The sequence below is a fragment of the Cognatishimia sp. genome, assembly GCF_049116455.1.
Lineage (GTDB): Bacteria > Pseudomonadota > Alphaproteobacteria > Rhodobacterales > Rhodobacteraceae > Cognatishimia.
Map to the genome: position 1 here is coordinate 100848 of NZ_JAGDYW010000005.1, position 19613 is coordinate 120460.

Sequence of the window (19613 nt, forward strand, 5' to 3'; positions counted from 1 at the left end):
GATGGATCTGCCCTTTGATGGCGCGATCAGCAGCTTTTATACATCCGATGCTCCTGCAGATGTGCGCAAGGCCATCGCAACAGGCGAAAAGGGTGATATTCTTGATCGTTCCTACCCGCATACAGAACGCATGGGCCGCAAGGAATATGAACGTGAAATGGCGGCGCTGCAGATTGAACTGGTGAAACTGCAAGCCTGGGCCAAAGAAAGCGGCAAACGCATCGCGATTGTCTTTGAAGGGCGCGATGCGGCCGGTAAAGGCGGCACCATCAAACGGTTTCGCGAAAACCTGAACCCACGCGGCGCGCGCGTTGTAGCCCTTTCCAAACCAACAGAGACCGAGCGCACGCAGTGGTATTTCCAGCGCTACATCCAGCACATGCCTGCAGCCGGCGAAATCGTGTTCTTTGATCGCAGTTGGTATAACCGCGGCGTTGTTGAAAAAGTCTTTGGCTTTTGTGACGAGACCCAACGCGAGCATTTTTTCGACCAAGTTCAAGACTTTGAGAAGATGTTGGTTGATGACGGCATCCTCTTGTTCAAGTTTTGGCTCAACGTAGGTCGCGCAGAGCAACTCCGCCGCTTCCTCAGCCGTGAAAGTGATCCGCTAAAACAATGGAAACTCAGCTGGATCGATGTTGAGGGCCTCAAGAAGTGGGACGACTACAGCACCGCGATCCGCGAAACGCTGGAGCGTTCAGACAGCAAGCCCGCCCCTTGGACCATCGTGCGCAGCGACGACAAACGCCGTGCCCGCGTGAATGCGATCCGTCATGTTCTAAGCCACATTGACTACAGCCGCAAAGACGCCAAAGCGGTTGGGACCTGCGATCAGCAGGTCTGTGGCACAAAGGACATCTGGAATGCCTAAACGCGGCTATCACCACGGCAACCTACGCCAAGCCCTAGTTGAGGCGGCCCTGACGCTGATCGAAGCTAAGGGCCCGACGGGTTTCACCCTATCAGAGGCTGCCAAAACCGCTGGTGTCACCCCAGCTGCGGTGTATCGTCACTTTGAGGGCCGCGAAGACCTGATCGCCGAAGCTGCCCGCCAAGGCTATGAAATCTTTGCCGATTTAATGCAATTTGCATATGATAAAGGCCAGCCATCTGCCCTTGCGAGCTTTGAAGCCACGGGCCGCGCCTATTTGGCCTTTGCCCGCAAATACCCTGGCCACTACATCGCAATGTTTGAAAGCGGCATCTCGGTCAACCGGACCCCCGAATTGGCCACCGTCGCCGCCAAAGCCCGTGGCGTGATGGAACAAGCCGCCGCTGACCTTTCAGAGCATATCCCGCCAGAAAAACGCCCCCCCGCCAGTATGTTCTCCGCTCATATTTGGGCCATGAGCCACGGCGTGGTCGAGCTTTTTGCCCGTAACTCCCCCGGAACTCAAAGCCCCTTCCCACCCGAAGATCTGCTTGAAACCGGGATTGGTGTTTATCTGCGCGGCCTCGGCCTCATCAAACCAGACAATTAAATTTGCTATGTCGAATTTGGGTATTTGAACCAAAAAGAAACTAAGATCGGTTTTCTTTTTGGCTGAAGTATCTTGGGGTCTGGGGGTTGGCCCCCAGCTTGCTGACCCGTTGCCTATTGATAGGCCAAGGCCACCCAAATATGCACAATCACCAGCGGGAGAAGCACCGCTGACAAGCCGATATGGCAAAACTGCCAAACGGCGTGAATCCAAGGCTGTCGATATTTCAAAACTTGCCGGTTCAAAACTCCTGTCACCCCAAGCAGAAAAAACACCATCGCGAGCCCCGTCGTCCAGGTATGCCCCATACGCACCGCATGAAGGATAAACATATAGGTTGCTGCTACCCCCACCCAGCGATGCGCCATCATATGAAAGCGTGCATTGCGCGTGTCATTGCACATGCGCTTGAGCAGCAGGATCCATTGGTAGACCACGAAACCCAATAAAGTCAGCCCTGTCACCAACTGCCAAGCAAAGGCAGACATCACAGGCAACCAATCCAAATACTGCTGCCAGACAGTCATGAAAATCAGCCATAGTCCTAAAATAACCCAAGGGACGTGTGGGGCACGCCCAACAAGATCCATCAAAGTACGCATGGTGTTGTTCCCCCGTTGATCTTTCGGGCAAGTCCTAGGGCCATGGCGTCAACGACCTGTAAAGCCACATCTTGGCGGACGCGCTGCATAAAGATTTCAGCACTGGGCAACATCCGCCGCCCTTCCTTGGGCCAAGCCGATCCAATCGCAGGAGGGTCTGAAAAACCGGCGGTTTTATCGAGGTAAATTTGATAGGCCTCAGCGACGGCTGCCAACATCGCTTCAGTTGTGACAATTAGTGTATCTGCTGAAAGCGTCTCTGACGGAAAAGTCCAGGTCGTCGCGCCCATCATGTCATCGATATTCCAATCCTTTTTGGGGCTGTCAGCATGATTATTGTGGCAACTCACACAGGGCTGAACACTGGCGATGTCAGGATACATGGCCACCGCGTTCTCATTGGCATCTGTCAGAAATACGGGCTCACGTGTCTCTTTAACTTTTTTAAAGGCTTCAGCCTGTTTCCCGCTGAAGAGATTAGATTTATTGATCGGCTCGTCTGAACCAAGATAAAGTCCCAACTGCGGCGGCATGCGTTCCAATCGTGCAGCCGTCAGCCGTAGGAATAAAGCCGGTAATGGCCCTTTTTCCACCTCCGGCTGTTCCCAATCTTCGCCAAACTTCAACCCAGCCTTCAACCCGCCGCCGACAATGTTCTTTGTATAAAGCGTGCGCGCCACATCATTGATGGCATTCACACCTTCAAACAAATGTTGCGCCGCATAGCTGCAGGCACCGTCTGCTGATGCTTGCTGGTCTGGCAATTTTGACGGGGCCGATACGCCCAGATAGACCGCCCCGACCAGAAACATGCCGGAGAGTGAGATTTTTGTGATGCTCATTTGCGCTCCCCCTCAAAGAATTTGTCGTCCCCATAAGGCGATGCGCCATCACGCAGGTATGCCCTTATCTCCGCCTCGGGGATCGCATTCCTGACTTCATCAGGCACCACGTGACGGTGGTTACCGTGAAAATCATGACAGCCGAGGCACCTGTCCCAATTCTTCTGCTTAATCAAATCCACATGAGACACATCCAAAGGGTCTGCCTTTAACTTCAGATCGCCATGACAGGCGCGACAGACCTGAGGTTTTGAAAAGACGCGATGGCCTGTGTGTTCGGAATGGCAACCCAAACAAGATGTGGCATCCACTATGCCAGCCGCATCTTGAAAACGAGGTTCATTAAAGCGGTAAATCGGGTGACGTTCGTTAGGCCGTTCATGACAGGCCAAGCATTGCTTGGATGTAATCTCAGCATAGCCGAAATCCACATAGGCTTCTCGCAATCCCAGCCCGTAATGCAGCTTGCCCTGAATTTGCTGCCGCGTGGTCCCAGGACTGGCGATATGGCAGTCCGCGCAGACCAAATCCGTGTGACCATTTTGAATGGGACCATGCGCCACCAAGGTCATTTGCGATGGAAACGTCAGAGCGGCCCAGCCCAACACCGCCACAGGAATGGCGAAGACAAGAGCGATCTTTCGAATGGTCTGAGCACCTGGCAGCACAAGTGACCTCCAGCACGCGGGTTAAGATGTGATAAAATCCCCCGCGACCCTCAAGCCTATCCGTTAAATTTTAGTAAATTTCTCATAAAAACATGCATTGCAAAATGCGCATAAATAAACGGCCGCACCAAGATGCGACCGTTTTGAAAATCGTATGGAAGCGAATTAACGCTTGGAGAACTGGAAGGAACGACGCGCTTTGCGGCGACCGAACTTCTTACGTTCAACAACACGGCTGTCGCGTGTCAGGAAGCCAGCGGCTTTCAGTGCGCCACGCAGGGATGGTTCATAAAGCTGCAAAGCTTTAGAAATACCGTGCTTAACCGCGCCCGCTTGACCGGACAGACCGCCACCTTTCACGGTTGCGTATACGTCGAATTCACCTTCAACGCCTGCAACAGTGAATGGCTGTGCCAGGATCATTTGCAGAACCGGACGTGCGAAATATTCGTTCTGTGGTTTGCCGTTAACAACGACTTTACCAGAACCTGGCTTGATCCAAACACGTGCAACAGCGTCTTTACGCTTGCCGGTTGCGTAGGAACGGCCCAGCTCGTCACGTACAGGCTCACGAGGTGCTGCTACTTCTACAACAGCTTCTTCGCCTGCAACTGCGGACAGCTCTTCAAGGGAGTTGATTTGATCAGTCATGATTAGCTCCGCGTGTTCTTAGAGTTCTTGGACGCAACATCCAGAACTTCTGGTGCTTGCGCTTCATGTGGGTGCTCAGCACCAGCATAGACGCGCAGGTTGGTCATGATCTGACGGGACAGGCGGTTGCCTGGCAGCATGCGCTTAACCGCTTGGGTTACAACGCGCTCAGGGAACTGACCTTCCAGGATTTGACCCACAGTGCGGGACTTGATGCCGCCTGGGTGGCCTGTGTGCCAGTAAACGTTTTTGTCGGTACGTTTCTTGCCAGTCAGCTGAATTTTGTCAGCGTTGATGACAATAACATTGTCGCCGCAATCCATGTGTGGAGTGAAAGACGGCTTGTGCTTGCCGCGTAGGCGAGTAGCAACGATCGATGCAAGACGGCCCAGCACCACGCCTTCAGCGTCGATGATGATCCATTTCTTCTCGATGTCTGCCGGAGTAGCAGAGAAGGTTTTCATAATGGTCTACCTAAGTTTGGTGACAAACATGACGAGTCACTCGACATGTCTTAATTCGATGGCCGGGTTATAAAGCTGTGGAAAACACAGTCAAGCGCATCAAGATTGAAATTAGCACGCAAAAACAATGACTTGTGAAATAGGTATTATTTTACCCCACAAAAACAGCACCAAATCTGGCTTTTTGCTTAGGTTGTGAAGCTACGGGGGGGATTATCCAGTAAAGATCGGACAATCCGCACACCTTTCTCAAAGCGTTCCTGATCCATTTGGCCATTCAACGCGATCCGGACCGCGTGAACAGCACGCCCTTCTCGTAATGTAAACTCATCGGCGGACTTCATTTCAACGCCGCGCGCTTCGGCAGCCTGAGCAAAGGCCGGTGCGCGCCATCCAGTGGGCAATTCAACCCAGACCAAAGGCACATTACTGCGCCACCGAATAGGATAGCCACCCAATTGGTTCACCACATAGCGCAAATCGGCGTTTATCTTGGCCTGAACTTTGTCAATGATTGCTGGCAGTCTTGGGCTTGTCATCACAGAGGCAAAGGCCTCGGTCAAAATCGTAGAGACCCCAAAATGACTGAATTGCACGCTACGCAACATTTCCCCCACCCAGCCTTTGGGCGGAATGGTGAAACCGACGCGCAAGCTGGGAGAAACCAGTTTTGATGGCGAGCTGATGTACCATCCTAGTTCAGGCAACAATGCGCGATAGCTTTCCGCACTATGACGGCCAGTATGATAACAGTCGTCATCCAGTACATGCAGACCATGACGCAGGGCGATTGATGCGATTTCACGACGTCTGCGCGCGCTTGTCGCGCGTGTTGTCGGATTGTTTACTTCAGCCGAGGTACAATAAAGCGTCGCCCCAGTTGATTGTACCAATTTCTCCAAGGCCTGCGGGTCCGGACCCTCGCCATCCCATGGCACGCCAACCACTTTCGCGCGGCAAAGCTCTGCTGCCTTACGAAACCCAGAAAAGCTCACCTCATCCACCAAAACAACCGGATCATTGCCGCGCAATACCGCCTGCATCACGTGCAGAATAGCGTTTTGCCCACCATGGGTGATGACAATGTCATCCAATTCATAATGTCCTAATGGCGCATCACGCATCCAGGCCATGAAGGCTTTGCGCGCAGGTAAATTGGATTCCCGTTTTGGGTATTGCATCAAGGCGTTAGATGGCAACTCTGATGCAACTTTCTTGACCACATCCCGGATCAGAACTTCTTGCCCCATATTCGGAATACGTGGGCTAAAAAAGTCGATCATACCTTCAGAACTGGACGTATCTGTCACCGGGCTGATGTCTGCGACATAGGTTCCGCGACCGACCCCCGCCGTTAAAATCCCATCCTCAACCAAGATGGAATACGCCCGTGCAACAGTGCCCGGAGTGATGTCCAAACGAAAGGCTAGTTCGCGGACAGGAGGCAGCTTTTGCCCTGCTTCCAATGCGCCTTCTGCGATGCCTTTGTTGATACAATCAACCAAAGCACGATATTTTGCACGGCCCGTTTTCTCTAAGAGAGGCTGCCAGTTTGTACTCATTACAATGTTTTCCTAGACCGAACAATTTTCGCATTGTACCCAGCAAGTGTAGTACACCTGATGGTTTGTATCAATACAATTCACTAGGTTTCCGTGACGTAAGCCAAGGTGTCGAAGACCAGTTTACATCCCTTCGCAGCCCACACCTCTTCCGGGTTGTCCAAAGGATTCAGATTGCGACATCGAAGGCCTAAATCACGGATACGCCTGCGCACGATGTGCTTTGTCCTAAAGCGTGCAAAGGCTATGCGGCGTCGGTGTCACTCCCGATTTCGCGGTTGCACTGGGCAACCACCACCCTTCCGGCGGACGCAAACCCCGTCGATCGCTGGAAAACACTTTAGCCGGGGCTCTGCCCCGGCCTTTTTTTCCAGCCTGCAGATGTATTAACGTTTTGGTGGAATAGCGTAGGTCAGGCTTGCATTGGCAACTACATCCGCCTGCCCTTCTGAGCGCAACTTCACATCAATCACCGCCAGACTGCGCCCGAGCTTCAAAAGGCTCGCCGTGGCGATCAAATCTGCATCAGCCGCAGGTTTGCGCATAAAATCTATTGAACAATGGGTGGTCACCGTTAAAGACTCGCGCCCAATCCGCGCCAGGATCGCCACATAGGCCACAACATCAGCCAAAGCGAACATGCTAGGCCCAGATACGGTGCCACCCGGCCTCAGATGCCGTTCAGAGGTTTTTAAGCGCATCACGCTGGTCTCTGCATCCACGTGGTCAATCACAAAGTCGCCGTGAATTTGTGGAAAGACATCTTCCAGAAACCTTGCGATTTCGTCTTTGTCCAACTTCTGCGCCATCTGATCCTCTTGTTCCTATGCCGTAACGTTTCAAATCGCAGCGCTATGCAGCGCACGCCCTTGCGCCTAGGCTTGCGAGAAATGGGAGGCAGAACAAGATGGCAATTCTAGAACGTTACGACACTCAGGCGATTGCGCGGCTGACATTAAATGCGCCTGAACGCCTCAACAGCCTATCTGATGAGATGATGGCAGCCTTACAGGCAGAACTTGAAGCCATCGCCAAAGACGCCTCTATCCGCGCAGTTATTCTTTCGGGCGCAGGCAAAGCCTTCTGCGCCGGTCACGATCTGAAACAAATGACGGCAGGACGCGCAGCAGAAGATGGCGGCAAATCCTATTTCGCTGATCTATTTGCACGCTGTTCAGCCCTGATGTTAACCATCCAATCCATTCCCCAGCCAGTCATCGCCGAAGTTCATGGCATCGCCACTGCAGCGGGCTGTCAATTGGTTGCGACCTGTGACTTGGCCATCGCCGCAGATGACACACGGTTCGGTGTCAACGGCATCAATATTGGCCTCTTTTGCGCAACACCTATGGTGGCCCTTACCCGAAACATTCCGCGTAAAAAAGCCTTTGAGATGTTGACCACGGGCCAGTTTATCCATGCCGATGAGGCGGAGCGCATTGGATTGATTAACGCCGCAGTTCCGGCAGATCAGTTAAGGTCGGAAACAGAAGCGCTGGCACAAAAACTTGTAGAAAAATTAAAGGCCGTCGTAAAAATCGGCAAAGAAGCCTTCTATACGCAAAGCACAATGACAACCGCAGAGGCATATGATTATGCGGCAGATGTCATGGTGCAAAACATGCTTTTCAAAGACACCGAAGAAGGCATTTCAGCCTTTTTGGGCAAACGTGCCCCAAATTGGCAGCAATAGGCAGAATTCCCCGACCAATTGTGGCAAAAACATGGCAAATCGGCACCCATACAGCATGTTAACTGTGCTTTAACCCATTGAATTTGATGGATATAGGCCGAAAATCGACCATTTTATGCATTGTTTCCTATTTTGCGCCCTATTTTTTCCCAATTTGCACTAGCGCGCCTGAAATTCACGTGTCATAACGATCCCAACGAAGGCAACTTCGTAAGATGAACCATTGGGTCGCTGAACGGCGGATCGTCCCTCCAAGGTCAACTCTCTCTGACCTGACAATCCTAGCCTCAGCGACCCAAATGTCTTCCCCCAAGCCGCAAGCCTATTCTGATCGAGCCATCGCAAACGCGTTGCTGGCCTTTTCAAACTCGGCGTTCTGGCCTATGTCGCGCCTATGACAAAAACATTGCACATCATCGGCGGCGGTATGGCCGGATCAGAGGCCGCCTGGCAGGCCGCAAACATGGGCGTTCAAGTGGTTATTCACGAAATGCGCCCCAAGGTGGAAACCTTCGCCCACCAGACCGGTAATCTGGGCGAGATGGTTTGTTCCAACTCTTTCCGTTCTGACGATGACGAGCAAAACGCCGTTGGCCTGCTGCATTGGGAAATGCGCGCGGCAGGTGGTTTGATCATGCAAACCGCAGATAAACACCGCCTTCCTGCCGGGGGGGCTTTGGCCGTGGATCGTGATCCATTTGCCGAAAGCGTCACAGCCGCGTTGAAATCCCATCCGAATATTACGGTTGAGTACGGTGAAATTACTGAACTCCCAACAGACGGGCACTGGATCATCGCAACGGGTCCGCTGACTTCTGCGGGCCTTGGGGCCGCAATTCAGGCCGAAACCGGTGCTGACGCCCTCGCCTTTTTTGATGCCATTGCTCCGATTGTTTATACGGAGTCTGTGAACATGGACGTCGCGTGGTTCCAATCGCGCTATGACAAGGGCGAAACCGAAGAAGAACAGAAAGCCTACCTTAACTGTCCGATGACCGAAGAGCAGTATGAGGCGTTCATCGACGCGCTTTTGGCGGCAGATAAAACCGAATTCCACGAAGGTGAAACTGCTGGCTATTTCGACGGCTGCCTGCCGATCGAAGTGATGGCGGAACGCGGCCGCGAAACGCTTCGGTTTGGTCCGATGAAGCCGGTTGGGCTGACCAATCCGCATGATCCTGAAAATAAAGCCCATGCGGTTGTGCAACTGCGTCATGACAATTCTCTGGGCACATTGATGAACATCGTGGGTTTCCAAACCAAGATGAAATACGGCGCGCAGACCGAGGTCTTTAAGATGATCCCGGGGCTGGAAAACGCATCTTTTGCGCGTTTGGGTGGCATTCACCGCAATACATTTATCAACTCGCCAACCTTGCTTGATGATCAGATGCGGATGAAATCCAAGCCAAATATCCGCTTCGCCGGTCAGATCACTGGCGTAGAAGGCTATGTGGAAAGTGCAGCCATGGGGCTTTTGGCAGGTCGACTGGCCGCCGCGGAAATTCTTGGTCAACCGCTGGAAACAGCACCATTGAACTCGGCCATGGGCGCATTGGTGAACCACATCACAGGCGGTGCAGAGGCAAAAACCTTCCAGCCGATGAATGTGAACTTTGGTCTGTTCCAGCCAGTAGATGGCCTCAAGGGTGGTCGTCGTGGCCGTAAAGACCGGTACAAAGCCTATACAGATCGGGCCAAAGTCGAATGGCAAGCATGGTTGGATGCGCAAGACAGCTCTGCTAAGGTCTAAGGAACTTCTTAGAAGGCATTGAAACCTTTGACCTTTCGAACGCGCTTTGCCCCATCTCCCACGGGTCCACTTCACATTGGTCACGCCTATTCGGCGATAGTCGCCCATGACATGGCCAAAGCCGCTGGGGGCGCGTTTTTGTTGCGGATGGAGGACACAGACCTTCAACGCTCCAAGGCAAAGTGGGATGCGCAGATTATCGAGGATCTGTCTTGGCTGGGCCTCACGTGGGAAGAGCCTGTGCTGCGTCAAGCGCAGCAGCTGCCCTGTTATGATCCGGCGTTAAGGAAACTCGAAGAACTAGGCTTGCTATACCCATGTTCTTGCAGCCGCGCCGACATCCGCGCCGCAATGGCTGCCCCGCAAGAAGGTGTTGATCATGATGTCTATCCCGGCACCTGCAAACATCGCTACATGTCTGATCGCCAAACCGGGGACGCACTCCGCTTGCATTTGGATCGCGCTTTGGACCTACTGAACGACAAAGACGTATCCTTCACTGAAACCGGTGGCACCCATAAAGGGACGCATCGGCTAAACCCAGAACTGACCTTAAAAACCATCGGAGATGTGGTGCTTTCTCGCAAAGGAGAAGAAATCGTCGCCTATTTCCTTGCCTCGGCGCTAGATGACATCACGCAAGGCATCACCCATGTTGTTCGCGGCGAAGACCTTTTTGACTTTACCCAAATTCAAGTGATCTTACTGGCGGTTCTTGATCTGCCAATCCCGATCTATCACCACCACGGGCTGATCCGCGACGATGCAGGCAAACGCCTCGCCAAACGTGATGATGCTCGCGCCATCGCCAAGTATCGTGAAGACGGCGCAAGCCCGTCTGACATTCGCGCCATGGTCGGCCTTTAGCGACGGGGAAGCACTGTCGGCTGTTTGAATGCCTATTTCCAGGCTTGATTTCGAACATTCGCTAAAGATTGAAAATAGTCGTCCCAATGCTGGTACGGCCGCCCAGCGACGGATTCAAAATCACTTGAACAAAAACCGAGTGAACTTTGGATAGACCAATCAAGGGCCTGCTTCCCTATTCTGGTTTTGGAAAAATCAAAATCGCTCTGAAGTCATTCACGTTTGTCAGTGTTGGCCCCGTAACGATTTGGCCACCCGCGTTTGAAAAGAAGCTATGCGCATCATTGTTCAAAAGGGCGGCCTCAGCTTCTGATCGTTGGCTATCTGATTTGATCGTCTCCGGTCCAAAGTAGCCTCCAGCAACTTCGGCCGCACCATCCACGCCATCGGTGTCACAAGCGACTACGTGAATACCTGCGTTTGACCCCAAACCTAGACCTGCGGCCAAGGCATACTCTGCATTTGGGCCCCCGATACCATCGCCGATACGCGTCACTGTGCATTCACCACCCGACAACAGCAAAAGAGGTTTCGATTGGGGCGTCATTTGATCCTGTAGTGACAAGGCAAGCTCGGCATGGGCTTGCCCTAACTCTCTGGCCTCTCCTTCAATCGCATCTCCAAGAAGCTTCACATCACATCCATTCGCACGCCCTATGTCTGCTGCAGCCGCAAGTGATTGAGAAGGCGCTGCAACGATGGCTAATGTACCGTCGGCTTTGTTCTTGAATGCCTTATCTTGGAATTTTGACAGAAACTTCAACACCTTATCGCCAACAGAAATATCGTGTTGTGTGATCACCGCCAGCGCCTTTTCATTGGTCGCAGCGCTAGGGACAGTTGGACCAGAGGCAATTTCGGCGGGATCATCACCGGGTACATCAGAGATGATCAAACTGTGCAATTGTGCAGGTGCAATCGCCGTAGCCAAGCCACCGCCTTTGACCTTTGAAAGCCGCATGCGCACCGTATTCATTTCTCTGATAGGTGCACCTGATGCCAATAGCGCAGCATTGACCGCCTGCTTATCAGCCAGTGTTAAACCGTCAATCGGCGCGCACAGCAGTGCTGAACCACCACCTGATATCAAAGCCAAAACCGTGTCTTCAGCTTGAAGATCCTGCACCAATTCCAACATGCGCGTTGTTGCATCGACACCAGCCTGATCCGGAACAGGATGGGCTGCTTCAATGATTTCAATGCCTTGGCATGGACGTGCATACCCATAACGCGTGATAACCAAACCTTCGCATGGCCCGTAAATAGCCTCGACTGCCTCCGCCATACGCGCGCTTGCTTTACCTGCCCCTATAACCACCAAGCGCCCCTTGGGACGTGGTGGCAGATGCTTTGCTACAACTTGCATGGGGTCCGCAACTGCGACCGCCTCATCAAAAAGATCGGTTAGCAAGCGTCTTGGGTCATTGATTTTCATGGGAATGCCTATTCCATCGATCCGCCGGTATGGGATGCAAAGGTGAAGCACCTTTCCCGCCCGCTTTGCGGTGCAGGTTAGGTGGTTCTTTTGTGGCTATTCAAGCCAAGACTTGTAGTCGCTGACCAACAGATGAGTTGGCGCTTCGTCTTCATCGATGTCGGCAAAGCGCCCGATCGGCTCGCGAAAAATATTATCGGATTCATCGTCATTTACGGTAGAGACTTCGCCGATTAAAACATCGCCGCCCTCACCCCAAAACGCGTGCCAGTCACCGGGTTGCAGGGTGATGCTTTCTCCGGGAGCCAGTTTGAGCTTTTCGCCTGCCGCATAGTCACGACGAATGCCGTCACACCAGACCGTACCCCCCATATCGCTGGCAAACTGCCCCTGATCATCTGACCCAAAGAGTTCGATCACCAAGGTTGCACCACCACGGTTGATTATGTCTTCGGCTTTGATGGCATGCGTGTGCATCGGCGATAGCTGATCTTGTCTAGATATCAATAGCTTCTCGGCATAACACATGCCACCACCGCGCTGAAGATCAGCAAGACGTCCATTGCGGAGCGTGAACAAAAACAGCCCCATATCGTCATAACGCCCTGCGCCATAATCAGTGATGTCCCAGCCGCAACGTGCGTCCACCAGATGCTGTGCATCCTTAGCACGCGCCTTAAACTCATCTGGCGTCCAGTAAGCAAAGGGTGGCAAGGTAAAACCATATTGGCGGATCTTTTCATCGGCTTCCGCCATGATCTGATTAATGCGCGATCGCTTCATGCGACTTCTCCGGTCAGCTTTAAGAACTCGATGACCATGGCCGCAGTCCAAGTGAAATGCAATCCACCACAGGGTTCGCCTGTCATTGGATCAAAATACTCTGCAAAGCCGCCGGTTTCGATCAGCTTCACACTGTCACTGACGATGCGCGCTGCCGTATCGTAATGGCCTTCGCGTTTAAGCCCATCTGAGATCATGTAGTTGACAATCAACCACGCTGGACCACGCCAATACCGGGCCGCATCAAAGTTCTTGTCGTCAGGATGGTGGCTCGGCACTAGATATTTTACACGCTTTCCCAGCTCATCGATATGGTGGGCAATGGCAGCCGAATGCGCTTTGTCGATATGCGCAAAAACGGGGAGCAGGCCACCGATTGAAGGGCTATCGATCAGCTCGCCACTTACACGGTCGAAACACAGATATTGCTGGCGTTTATCGCTCCAAAGCTTGTTAAGCGCCAAAAGCCCCTTCTCTGCGCGCGCGCGCGCCTCTGCAGCGAGTTCAATTTCGCCCAACTCTTCGGCCATCGCGGCAAGATCTTGGCTTGAACGCAAAAGGATTGCGTTGAAGCCCGGGTCGACAACCTGAAACGGCGACGCATCATGCAGCTTCGTGTAATCCCAGTTTAAACTGCGGAAGAGCTGCACCAACCAGATATAACGTTTGTATTGTTCTTGTGTCGGACGATGGGCTGGGTTTGCGTGATGTAAATCGCGCCGTTGGAACTCTTCAACGCCTTCTGTTGGAACCCGCTCAAAGGCTTCATCCCAATCGACCGAGTTATCGCGACCAGATTCCCACGGATGCAGAATGGCCACCAATCCAGTGTGTTCGGGATCGCGGGCGCGGTAGAACCAATCATGCCAAGCGGCAATCTTTGGCAACAGCGCGGCCGCTCGGCGGCGCGCCATATGCTTGTCTTTTGCCCGGTCTAAAAGTCGACGAACGGCAAAGCCCGCGACTGGAGGTTGAGTGATGCCAGTGGTCGGCACCTCGCGGTTGGTCTGCCAAACATCTGGCCCCGGATAGTAGCCGTCATCATCCTTATGAAAGATGATATGGGGCACCATTCCGTCGTCCCATTGATGTGCAAACAGAGTTTCGATTTCTGTCCAAGCACGGGATTCATCCACGTAGTATTGTCCAAGAGAGGACAGCGCGCTGTCCCAATTCCATTGAAACGGATACAGCCCGTGCGTTGGAACCGTGTAGTGACCCAGGTCATTGCGTTCGAGGATTTCGACGGCTTGATCGAATATTTTGGAGGTCATGGTTTTTCCTGAGGGTTACGCAATAGCGAGGCTGGTTTGAGTATCAAACCAACGAATGCGGTCGGTTTGCGGTGCCAAGGCAAGTGTATCGCCGACTTTCAATTGCAGATCGCTTTCCAAAATCGCGCGGAACATGGTGCCATTCACATCGCAGGTCACCAGCAGATGGGCACCCAGAGGTTCGACAAGTCGCACTTTTGCGGGCAGCCCCGCGTCGCTTGGCGCGATATCTTCTGGGCGGATTGCGAATTCAACATTTCCGTTGTTTGCCGCCGGACCATCAAACGTGTTTCCAGCCACTTGCCATTTGCCACCATCCATAGGCTCGGCCGGCAAGAAGTTCATTGGTGGGTTGCCGATAAAGCCAGCCACAAACCGCTCTGCAGGATTGCGATAGACTTCAACCGGTGTGGCCGCCTGAACGATCCGGCCTTGGTGCATGACAGAAATGCGGTCTGCAAGGCTCATGGCCTCAACTTGGTCGTGGGTCACGTAGATCGCGGTGGTATTGCTTTCGGCAAGCACACCTTTGAGTTCTGCACGCATTTCCAGGCGCAACAGCGCATCAAGGTTTGAAAGCGGTTCATCCATCAGGATCACATCCGGTTCCATCGCCAATGCACGTGCAACCGCCACGCGTTGCCGCTGACCCCCTGACAATTCGCCAGAATACCGCCCCAGAAGCTGTTCGATGTGCATCAGCTCTGCCGTACGTTCGACACGTTTTTTGACCTGATCATCTGGCAGTTTCTGCATGCGCAGACCAAAGCCGATGTTTTCAAAAACTGTAAGGTGCGGAAAGACCGCGTAGTTTTGAAACACCATCGAGATGCCCCGATCCTTGGGCGCAAGGTGATCCACGCGGCGGCCGCCGATCCAGACTTCGCCTTCGGTTGCCGTTTCCAAGCCGCAGATGATCCGCAAAAGCGTGGATTTACCACAACCTGAAGCTCCCAAAAGCACCATGAATTCTTGGTCAGCAATGGTTAAATTGATGTCGTGCAGCGCTTGATACTCTCCGAAACGCTTTGCGACGTTTTTGATTTGAATCTCAGCCATATCTAGGCTCCTTAACTTGCAACCGCGATCAGCGGTTGGCGATGCCCCACATCGCGAAGAGGTATTTGCGCACGGCAAAGATGAAAATCAGTGCTGGCACGACGAGGATGAACCCACCCGCAAACTTCAGATGAAGCGGAGATGTGTCTAGGTTTTGAAGAAGGAACGCGGTGAGCGTCCGGTTTTCGATGGTCAAAACAGCGGCCGCAAAAACTTCGTTCCACGAGATTACGAAAGCAAAGATCGCAGAGGCCGTGATGCCCGGAAGGATCAGCGGAAAGACCACTTTTTGGAAAGCCGTAAGCCGATTGCATCCCAAGGTCCAAGCCGCCTCTTCAAGCTCAATCGGGATGCCCGAAAACAGCGAGAAAGTGATCAGCACCGAAAATGGGAGGGCCAAAGTTGTGTGTACCAAAGCCAAGCCAAAGACCGTGTCGTCAATCCCGGTACGGATAAACATGACGGCCAGTGGCAATGCCAGCAACGGCAGTGGGAACGCCCGTGTGAGCAGGATCAAGAACCGGAACAATTCTTTGCCGGGAAACTCAAAGCGCGACAAGGCGTAGCCTGCCGGCGCTCCGATTGTGATCGACATCACCATGGTCAAACCAGCCACCAACACTGAGTTTTTCAGGGCTGTCAGAATGCCCGCGAAATTGGCGAAGAAGGTCAGGCTGCCCAGATCAAACTCTGGAATGAAAGCCTTAGGAAAGGCATTCACAGCTTCTGGCGAGCTGAGCGTGTTGATCAGCAAGAAGTATAGCGGCACCAGAACCCAGGCACATAACATGACCACGGAAGCAACGTAGACGAAGCGACCAGCTTTGCGGGTGTCTGCCGGAGCGGCAGTATCGGTTGCATCGCTCATATCGAAGCTCCTTTCGGAACGCGCAGGGCACGCAGGATCATCAGGGTGAAGCCAATTGAGATCACAAGGATGATCAAGGCGATTGCAGCTGCGGCACCACTGTTCAACAGGTCAAATTGATAGGTGTAGACCTCGCCCATAAGGACTGGGAACAACGTGCCCCCGAGGGCCGACACGACCGCAAAGATTTCAAATGCTAGAATGACGCGCAGCACCAAAGCAGTTTGCAATGAAGGGCGCAAAAGAGGCAGGGTCACTTTGAGGAAGCGTTTCCAAGGAGACGCGCCAAAAACTTCGGCTGCCTCATAATATTCCTTTGGAATAAGGCCGATACCAGCCACAAGGATCACCAACATGATGGCTGTTGCTCGCCAGATTTCTGCCAAGGCAATCGCGAGGAAGACAAGGCCAGGGGTTTGATAAGACAGCAGGTTGAAAGGTTTATCGATCACCCCAATGCCGCTCATCATTGAATTCAGAAAACCTGACTGCTCAAAGATCGCAAGCCAGATGATGCCTGCTGCCAGATCCGAAATCCCAAGTGGGATGGTCCAGATGTAGAGAACCAGATCGCGGCCCCTTTTCATCTTGTTGACCATTGTGGCCATCAAAAGTGCGAGGGCGACTTGTACGGGCACAACAGCGGCCGCAAGAAGCAGAGTGTTCTGCAGTGAAATTGAGAATTTCCAGTGACTAGTGACATCACGGAAATTTTCCAACGTGAAGCCTGCTCCGGTGCTGAAAGCCTGCTGTGCCACCAATACAAACGGGTAAAGGAAGAACAAGCAAAGAAACAACGTGACCGGGAGGATCAGAAAATACGGTAGGAACCGTGCGCTCATGGAATCGCTCCGGGGTTAACGAGGGTTAACTCAAATTTGAGGTCAGTATCGGGTGTCCGGGCCGGCGATGGCCCGGACAATTGTGGGCCCAAGACCCACAACAGGAGAGCATTACTCTACTGGGCAAGCACCTTCAGAAGGCGCATCCGGTGCCCAGCAAGGCGCACCAGTTTCGTTCATGATTTTTTCCAGAGTTTTCTTCTGATCATCAAGAACCGCACGGATTGGCTGGCCCGCAAGAACGATACGCTCGAAGCTATCGACAAACACACGGTTAAAGTCACCGCCCTTGTCACCAAGTCCTGCTGGCAGCAGACCCGGGTTCGCATCGGCGGATGCGCTCATGATTGCAACTGCACCACCTGCAGCCTGTACGGATGGCGGCAGATCATCTGGCAGCGCGACGTCGACTACTGGGAAGAAGTTGGTCGCCCGCAGCGTTGCAATCTGTGTTTCAGGTTTCAGCATATGCGCAACCAAAGCTTTGGCGGCATCCATATCCGGTGCGGTCCGTGGGATCGCGACACCTGCGATGACCGGCATAAAGCCACGGCCTGTTGGACCGGCTGGCGCTGGGAAGGCCACAAAGTCGTCTGGACGTTCGTTAAAGGCTGCGGCCAAGCGAGACGTGTGATCAAAAGCGATCCAGACATCTTCAGACAACAACTGCTCTTGCAAGAATGAGAAGTTGGTTGAAGCTGGGTTGGTTACAGCCCAAAGCTCACGCATTTTTTCCCATGCAGTCACAGCGGCATCAGATGCGAAAGTACGCACAACACCGTCAGTATAGGATGGGTAGAGGTAGCCTTGGAAGAAGCGGTGCTTCAAACCTTTTGGACCCGCAGGGAAACCAAATTTCGCTTCGCCAGTTGCTTTTTTAACATTACCGGACCATTCGATCAGCTGATCATAGGTTAGTGCATTGATGTCTGCACCCGCTGGCAGGTGCTCCAATGCCTTTTTATTGGCAGCCATAATGTAGCTCGCCTGCATCCAAGGGATGTACTGCGAGTCTGCGGTTCCCAGTTTGGCAAGATCGTTAAAGGTTGCGCTTGCTGCGCCTACCCCTAGTTCACCCAGATCAACAAGATCGTCAGGGTTCATCGCCGAGAAGTCACCGTGTAGCGCACCCAAAACACCAATAGAGCCTGAACCGGCCTGCAATTCAGCGTTCAGACGTGTCATCCATGGACCACCATCGTTTGGCTGATAGTCAACATCTTGGCCGCCCAGAACCTGCTCGCGCATCGCCTGCGCTTCTTCGACTGGCTTTGCTTGTGTCGACCAGAACAATACTTCGGCATTCACTGCAGCGGCTGAGACCATAATGGTCAAGCCAGATACTGCACCCGCCAGATTGGCTGTAAATTTCATGGTTTTCTCCCAATTGAATCACAAAGCCTCATTTTTTGAGGCTCCAAATTACATTCGCGATCCACTCCTCCCCTTTGGAGCAAACACCGGTTCCGACCGCCCATTTGGCTAATCAGGAATCGGTGAAGATCTACCTACAGTTTGGTATAACGTTATACCTCACGTCAACAGTTTTTCAGAAATTTGGAAACCAATCATCAATAAATCAGCTATAATTGCTTGTAAAAACCTAGTAATCGCAGGTAAAACTGCTAAAACGTTAAGCCAAAAATACGGAATATGACCCAGAAACCTAAACTTGAAACAGTCGCCAAAGAAGCTGGCGTATCCGTCGCAACGGCGAGTCAGGTCATGCGTGGCACGGGTCGAATTTCCGAAAAAACCCGTGAAAAAGTTCTGAATGCTGCACGTAAATTGCATTACGTGCCCGATGCGCGCGCAGCGTCGATGCGCTCTGGCGAGAACCGAGAAATTGGGTTCACGATCCATCAGATTGCCAACCCTTTTAACGCCGAAGTGATCAGTGGCGTGAGCGATTTGCTCGAAAACGAAGGGTATCTTGTTTCTGTTTTGGATTCCAAAGACGATCCGGAACACCAGCGCCGCCAATTGGAAGCCTTTATCAGAAGCTCTCGTGGCGGCCTGCTATGGGTTCCGGCCCACGACACACCGCAATCCAGTATCGACCTGTTGCGCAACCATCGAATTCCGACGGTGACCTTTCTGCGCCGCGAAGGCGCATCTAACTTTGACCACGTGGGTATTCTAAATACCGAAGCCACAAAAACCGCAACAAACTACCTTGCGGATCTTGGTCACAAAAACATCGCGTTTTTGGGTGGGATGGCAAATGTTGACGTACGAAATCAACGTATTGCAGGATACCAATCTGTCGTCGCGGAGCGCGATCTGGGGCCGGAAATCGTGTGGGATACGACAGATGATAAGCTCGCTGGCCTGAATGCAATGTTAGAACTACGCGCAGCCCACCCCGAAGTCACTGCAGTGGTGTGCAACGGAGACCAAATTGCTCTTGGGGCCTGCTTGGCGTTGGCACGCAAGGGCGAGGAAGCGGGCAAAGACGTCTCGATTGTCGGCTTTGACGATATCCAAGATGCGGCAGTGGCAACGCCGCCACTGACCACCATGGCGACCTCCCCCTATCAATTGGGCCGTCGATTGGCACGCGCCTTGTTAGACCGCTTGCAAAACCCTAATTCGCCCGTCGCCATATCCGAGATTTCGGCAGAACTTGTCATTCGCGAAACCACAGGCCCACGGGTTTAGCAGCCTGACTAGGCGTCATAAATTGTCCGCGATACTTCGAGCGGCAATTTTGACGATGCACCCATGCGTATAAGAGCAATTGGTTGACCAAAACTATTCAGGTTAAGA

Annotated in this window: 20 protein-coding genes; 6 read left to right on the plus strand and 14 right to left on the minus strand. The window is 52.9% G+C overall.

The window, feature by feature from the left end; translation table 11 throughout:
- The first annotated feature begins 1 nt into the window (after position 1).
- Together ppk2 and JXQ85_RS12460 are read left to right on the plus strand one after the other, a co-directional pair.
- Positions 2 to 871, plus strand: a complete 870-nt coding sequence (ppk2, locus tag JXQ85_RS12455; RefSeq protein ID WP_421749260.1) for a polyphosphate kinase 2 — start codon at positions 2 to 4, stop codon at positions 869 to 871.
- The gene (locus JXQ85_RS12460; protein ID WP_421749261.1) at positions 864 to 1481 is read left to right on the plus strand and encodes a TetR/AcrR family transcriptional regulator; all 618 of its coding nucleotides are present in this window, start codon (positions 864 to 866) and stop codon (positions 1479 to 1481) included. The genes ppk2 and JXQ85_RS12460 overlap by 8 nt, the downstream gene beginning before the upstream one ends.
- Positions 1482 to 1594: 113 nt before the next feature.
- Here the strand turns inward: JXQ85_RS12460 and JXQ85_RS12465 are convergent, their stop codons facing one another.
- From JXQ85_RS12465 to JXQ85_RS12495, 7 genes are all read right to left on the minus strand, one after another.
- Positions 1595 to 2083 carry a hypothetical protein gene (locus JXQ85_RS12465; protein WP_421749262.1) on the minus strand — a complete coding sequence of 163 codons (489 nt, stop codon included), beginning with the start codon at positions 2081 to 2083 and terminating at the stop codon, positions 1595 to 1597.
- Complete coding sequence (locus JXQ85_RS12470) at positions 2071 to 2925, minus strand: c-type heme family protein (RefSeq protein WP_421749263.1); 855 nt, start codon at positions 2923 to 2925, stop codon at positions 2071 to 2073. Before JXQ85_RS12470 ends, JXQ85_RS12465 begins: the two co-directional genes overlap by 13 nt.
- Positions 2922 to 3593: a cytochrome c3 family protein gene (locus JXQ85_RS12475; protein WP_421749264.1), complete on the minus strand. Its 672-nt coding sequence runs from the start codon at positions 3591 to 3593 to the stop codon at positions 2922 to 2924. The genes JXQ85_RS12470 and JXQ85_RS12475 overlap by 4 nt, the downstream gene beginning before the upstream one ends.
- A 165-nt stretch (positions 3594 to 3758) precedes the next feature.
- On the minus strand, positions 3759 to 4244 hold the full coding sequence (gene rpsI, locus JXQ85_RS12480) for a 30S ribosomal protein S9 (protein ID WP_421749265.1): 486 nt from the start codon (positions 4242 to 4244) through the stop codon (positions 3759 to 3761).
- Between the two features lie 2 nt (positions 4245 to 4246).
- Positions 4247 to 4708 carry a 50S ribosomal protein L13 gene (gene rplM, locus JXQ85_RS12485; RefSeq protein WP_421749266.1) on the minus strand — a complete coding sequence of 154 codons (462 nt, stop codon included), beginning with the start codon at positions 4706 to 4708 and terminating at the stop codon, positions 4247 to 4249.
- Positions 4709 to 4896: 188 nt separating this feature from the next.
- Complete coding sequence (locus tag JXQ85_RS12490) at positions 4897 to 6270, minus strand: PLP-dependent aminotransferase family protein (RefSeq protein ID WP_421749267.1); 1374 nt, start codon at positions 6268 to 6270, stop codon at positions 4897 to 4899.
- Between the two features lie 386 nt (positions 6271 to 6656).
- Complete coding sequence (locus JXQ85_RS12495) at positions 6657 to 7079, minus strand: PaaI family thioesterase (RefSeq protein ID WP_421749268.1); 423 nt, start codon at positions 7077 to 7079, stop codon at positions 6657 to 6659.
- A gap of 98 nt (positions 7080 to 7177) precedes the next feature.
- On the opposite strand from JXQ85_RS12495, the gene JXQ85_RS12500 reads away from it, so the two are divergent.
- The 3 genes from JXQ85_RS12500 (at position 7178) to gluQRS (ending at position 10583) form a co-directional block, all read left to right on the plus strand.
- Entirely contained in the window at positions 7178 to 7963 is a 786-nt protein-coding gene (locus JXQ85_RS12500) for an enoyl-CoA hydratase (RefSeq protein WP_421749269.1), read from the plus strand.
- Positions 7964 to 8357: 394 nt separating this feature from the next.
- Positions 8358 to 9716 (plus strand): methylenetetrahydrofolate--tRNA-(uracil(54)-C(5))-methyltransferase (FADH(2)-oxidizing) TrmFO, encoded by a 1359-nt coding sequence (trmFO, locus tag JXQ85_RS12505; RefSeq protein WP_421749270.1) that lies wholly within the window; start codon positions 8358 to 8360, stop codon positions 9714 to 9716.
- A gap of 27 nt (positions 9717 to 9743) precedes the next feature.
- Complete coding sequence (gluQRS, locus tag JXQ85_RS12510) at positions 9744 to 10583, plus strand: tRNA glutamyl-Q(34) synthetase GluQRS (protein WP_421749271.1); 840 nt, start codon at positions 9744 to 9746, stop codon at positions 10581 to 10583.
- Between the two features lie 175 nt (positions 10584 to 10758).
- Here gluQRS and JXQ85_RS12515 read toward each other — a convergent pair whose 3' ends face one another.
- From JXQ85_RS12515 to JXQ85_RS12545, 7 genes are all read right to left on the minus strand, one after another.
- Positions 10759 to 12018 carry a glycerate kinase type-2 family protein gene (locus JXQ85_RS12515; protein WP_421749272.1) on the minus strand — a complete coding sequence of 420 codons (1260 nt, stop codon included), beginning with the start codon at positions 12016 to 12018 and terminating at the stop codon, positions 10759 to 10761.
- Positions 12019 to 12114: 96 nt separating this feature from the next.
- On the minus strand, positions 12115 to 12801 hold the full coding sequence (locus tag JXQ85_RS12520) for a D-lyxose/D-mannose family sugar isomerase (RefSeq protein ID WP_421749273.1): 687 nt from the start codon (positions 12799 to 12801) through the stop codon (positions 12115 to 12117).
- Positions 12798 to 14075, minus strand: a complete 1278-nt coding sequence (locus JXQ85_RS12525; protein ID WP_421749274.1) for an MGH1-like glycoside hydrolase domain-containing protein — start codon at positions 14073 to 14075, stop codon at positions 12798 to 12800. The genes JXQ85_RS12520 and JXQ85_RS12525 overlap by 4 nt, the downstream gene beginning before the upstream one ends.
- A gap of 15 nt (positions 14076 to 14090) precedes the next feature.
- Positions 14091 to 15134 (minus strand): ABC transporter ATP-binding protein, encoded by a 1044-nt coding sequence (locus JXQ85_RS12530; RefSeq protein ID WP_421749275.1) that lies wholly within the window; start codon positions 15132 to 15134, stop codon positions 14091 to 14093.
- Positions 15135 to 15162: 28 nt separating this feature from the next.
- A complete protein-coding gene (locus JXQ85_RS12535) occupies positions 15163 to 16002 on the minus strand; it encodes a carbohydrate ABC transporter permease (protein ID WP_421749276.1) in 840 nt (279 codons plus the stop codon).
- Complete coding sequence (locus JXQ85_RS12540) at positions 15999 to 16844, minus strand: carbohydrate ABC transporter permease (protein ID WP_421749277.1); 846 nt, start codon at positions 16842 to 16844, stop codon at positions 15999 to 16001. Before JXQ85_RS12540 ends, JXQ85_RS12535 begins: the two co-directional genes overlap by 4 nt.
- 111 nt (positions 16845 to 16955) lie before the next feature.
- Positions 16956 to 18218 carry an ABC transporter substrate-binding protein gene (locus JXQ85_RS12545; protein WP_421749278.1) on the minus strand — a complete coding sequence of 421 codons (1263 nt, stop codon included), beginning with the start codon at positions 18216 to 18218 and terminating at the stop codon, positions 16956 to 16958.
- 279 nt (positions 18219 to 18497) lie between these two features.
- Here JXQ85_RS12545 and JXQ85_RS12550 point away from each other — a divergent pair, with 279 nt between their 5' ends.
- Positions 18498 to 19505: a LacI family DNA-binding transcriptional regulator gene (locus tag JXQ85_RS12550; RefSeq protein ID WP_421749279.1), complete on the plus strand. Its 1008-nt coding sequence runs from the start codon at positions 18498 to 18500 to the stop codon at positions 19503 to 19505.
- Positions 19506 to 19613: the final 108 nt, after the last annotated feature.

Bases quoted from the DNA above. Each gene is read 5' to 3' on its own strand.
- ppk2 (WP_421749260.1), top strand. From the start codon at position 2: ATGGATCTGCCCTTTGATGGCGCGATCAGCAGCTTTTATACATCCGAT.
- JXQ85_RS12460 (WP_421749261.1), top strand. From the start codon at position 864: ATGCCTAAACGCGGCTATCACCACGGCAACCTACGCCAAGCCCTAGTT.
- JXQ85_RS12465 (WP_421749262.1), bottom strand. From the start codon at position 2,083: ATGCGTACTTTGATGGATCTTGTTGGGCGTGCCCCACACGTCCCTTGG.
- JXQ85_RS12470 (WP_421749263.1), bottom strand. From the start codon at position 2,925: ATGAGCATCACAAAAATCTCACTCTCCGGCATGTTTCTGGTCGGGGCG.
- rpsI (WP_421749265.1), bottom strand. From the start codon at position 4,244: ATGACTGATCAAATCAACTCCCTTGAAGAGCTGTCCGCAGTTGCAGGC.
- rplM (WP_421749266.1), bottom strand. From the start codon at position 4,708: ATGAAAACCTTCTCTGCTACTCCGGCAGACATCGAGAAGAAATGGATC.
- JXQ85_RS12490 (WP_421749267.1), bottom strand. From the start codon at position 6,270: ATGAGTACAAACTGGCAGCCTCTCTTAGAGAAAACGGGCCGTGCAAAA.
- JXQ85_RS12495 (WP_421749268.1), bottom strand. From the start codon at position 7,079: ATGGCGCAGAAGTTGGACAAAGACGAAATCGCAAGGTTTCTGGAAGAT.
- JXQ85_RS12500 (WP_421749269.1), top strand. From the start codon at position 7,178: ATGGCAATTCTAGAACGTTACGACACTCAGGCGATTGCGCGGCTGACA.
- trmFO (WP_421749270.1), top strand. From the start codon at position 8,358: ATGACAAAAACATTGCACATCATCGGCGGCGGTATGGCCGGATCAGAG.
- JXQ85_RS12515 (WP_421749272.1), bottom strand. From the start codon at position 12,018: ATGAAAATCAATGACCCAAGACGCTTGCTAACCGATCTTTTTGATGAG.
- JXQ85_RS12520 (WP_421749273.1), bottom strand. From the start codon at position 12,801: ATGAAGCGATCGCGCATTAATCAGATCATGGCGGAAGCCGATGAAAAG.
- JXQ85_RS12525 (WP_421749274.1), bottom strand. From the start codon at position 14,075: ATGACCTCCAAAATATTCGATCAAGCCGTCGAAATCCTCGAACGCAAT.
- JXQ85_RS12530 (WP_421749275.1), bottom strand. From the start codon at position 15,134: ATGGCTGAGATTCAAATCAAAAACGTCGCAAAGCGTTTCGGAGAGTAT.
- JXQ85_RS12535 (WP_421749276.1), bottom strand. From the start codon at position 16,002: ATGAGCGATGCAACCGATACTGCCGCTCCGGCAGACACCCGCAAAGCT.
- JXQ85_RS12540 (WP_421749277.1), bottom strand. From the start codon at position 16,844: ATGAGCGCACGGTTCCTACCGTATTTTCTGATCCTCCCGGTCACGTTG.
- JXQ85_RS12545 (WP_421749278.1), bottom strand. From the start codon at position 18,218: ATGAAATTTACAGCCAATCTGGCGGGTGCAGTATCTGGCTTGACCATT.
- JXQ85_RS12550 (WP_421749279.1), top strand. From the start codon at position 18,498: ATGACCCAGAAACCTAAACTTGAAACAGTCGCCAAAGAAGCTGGCGTA.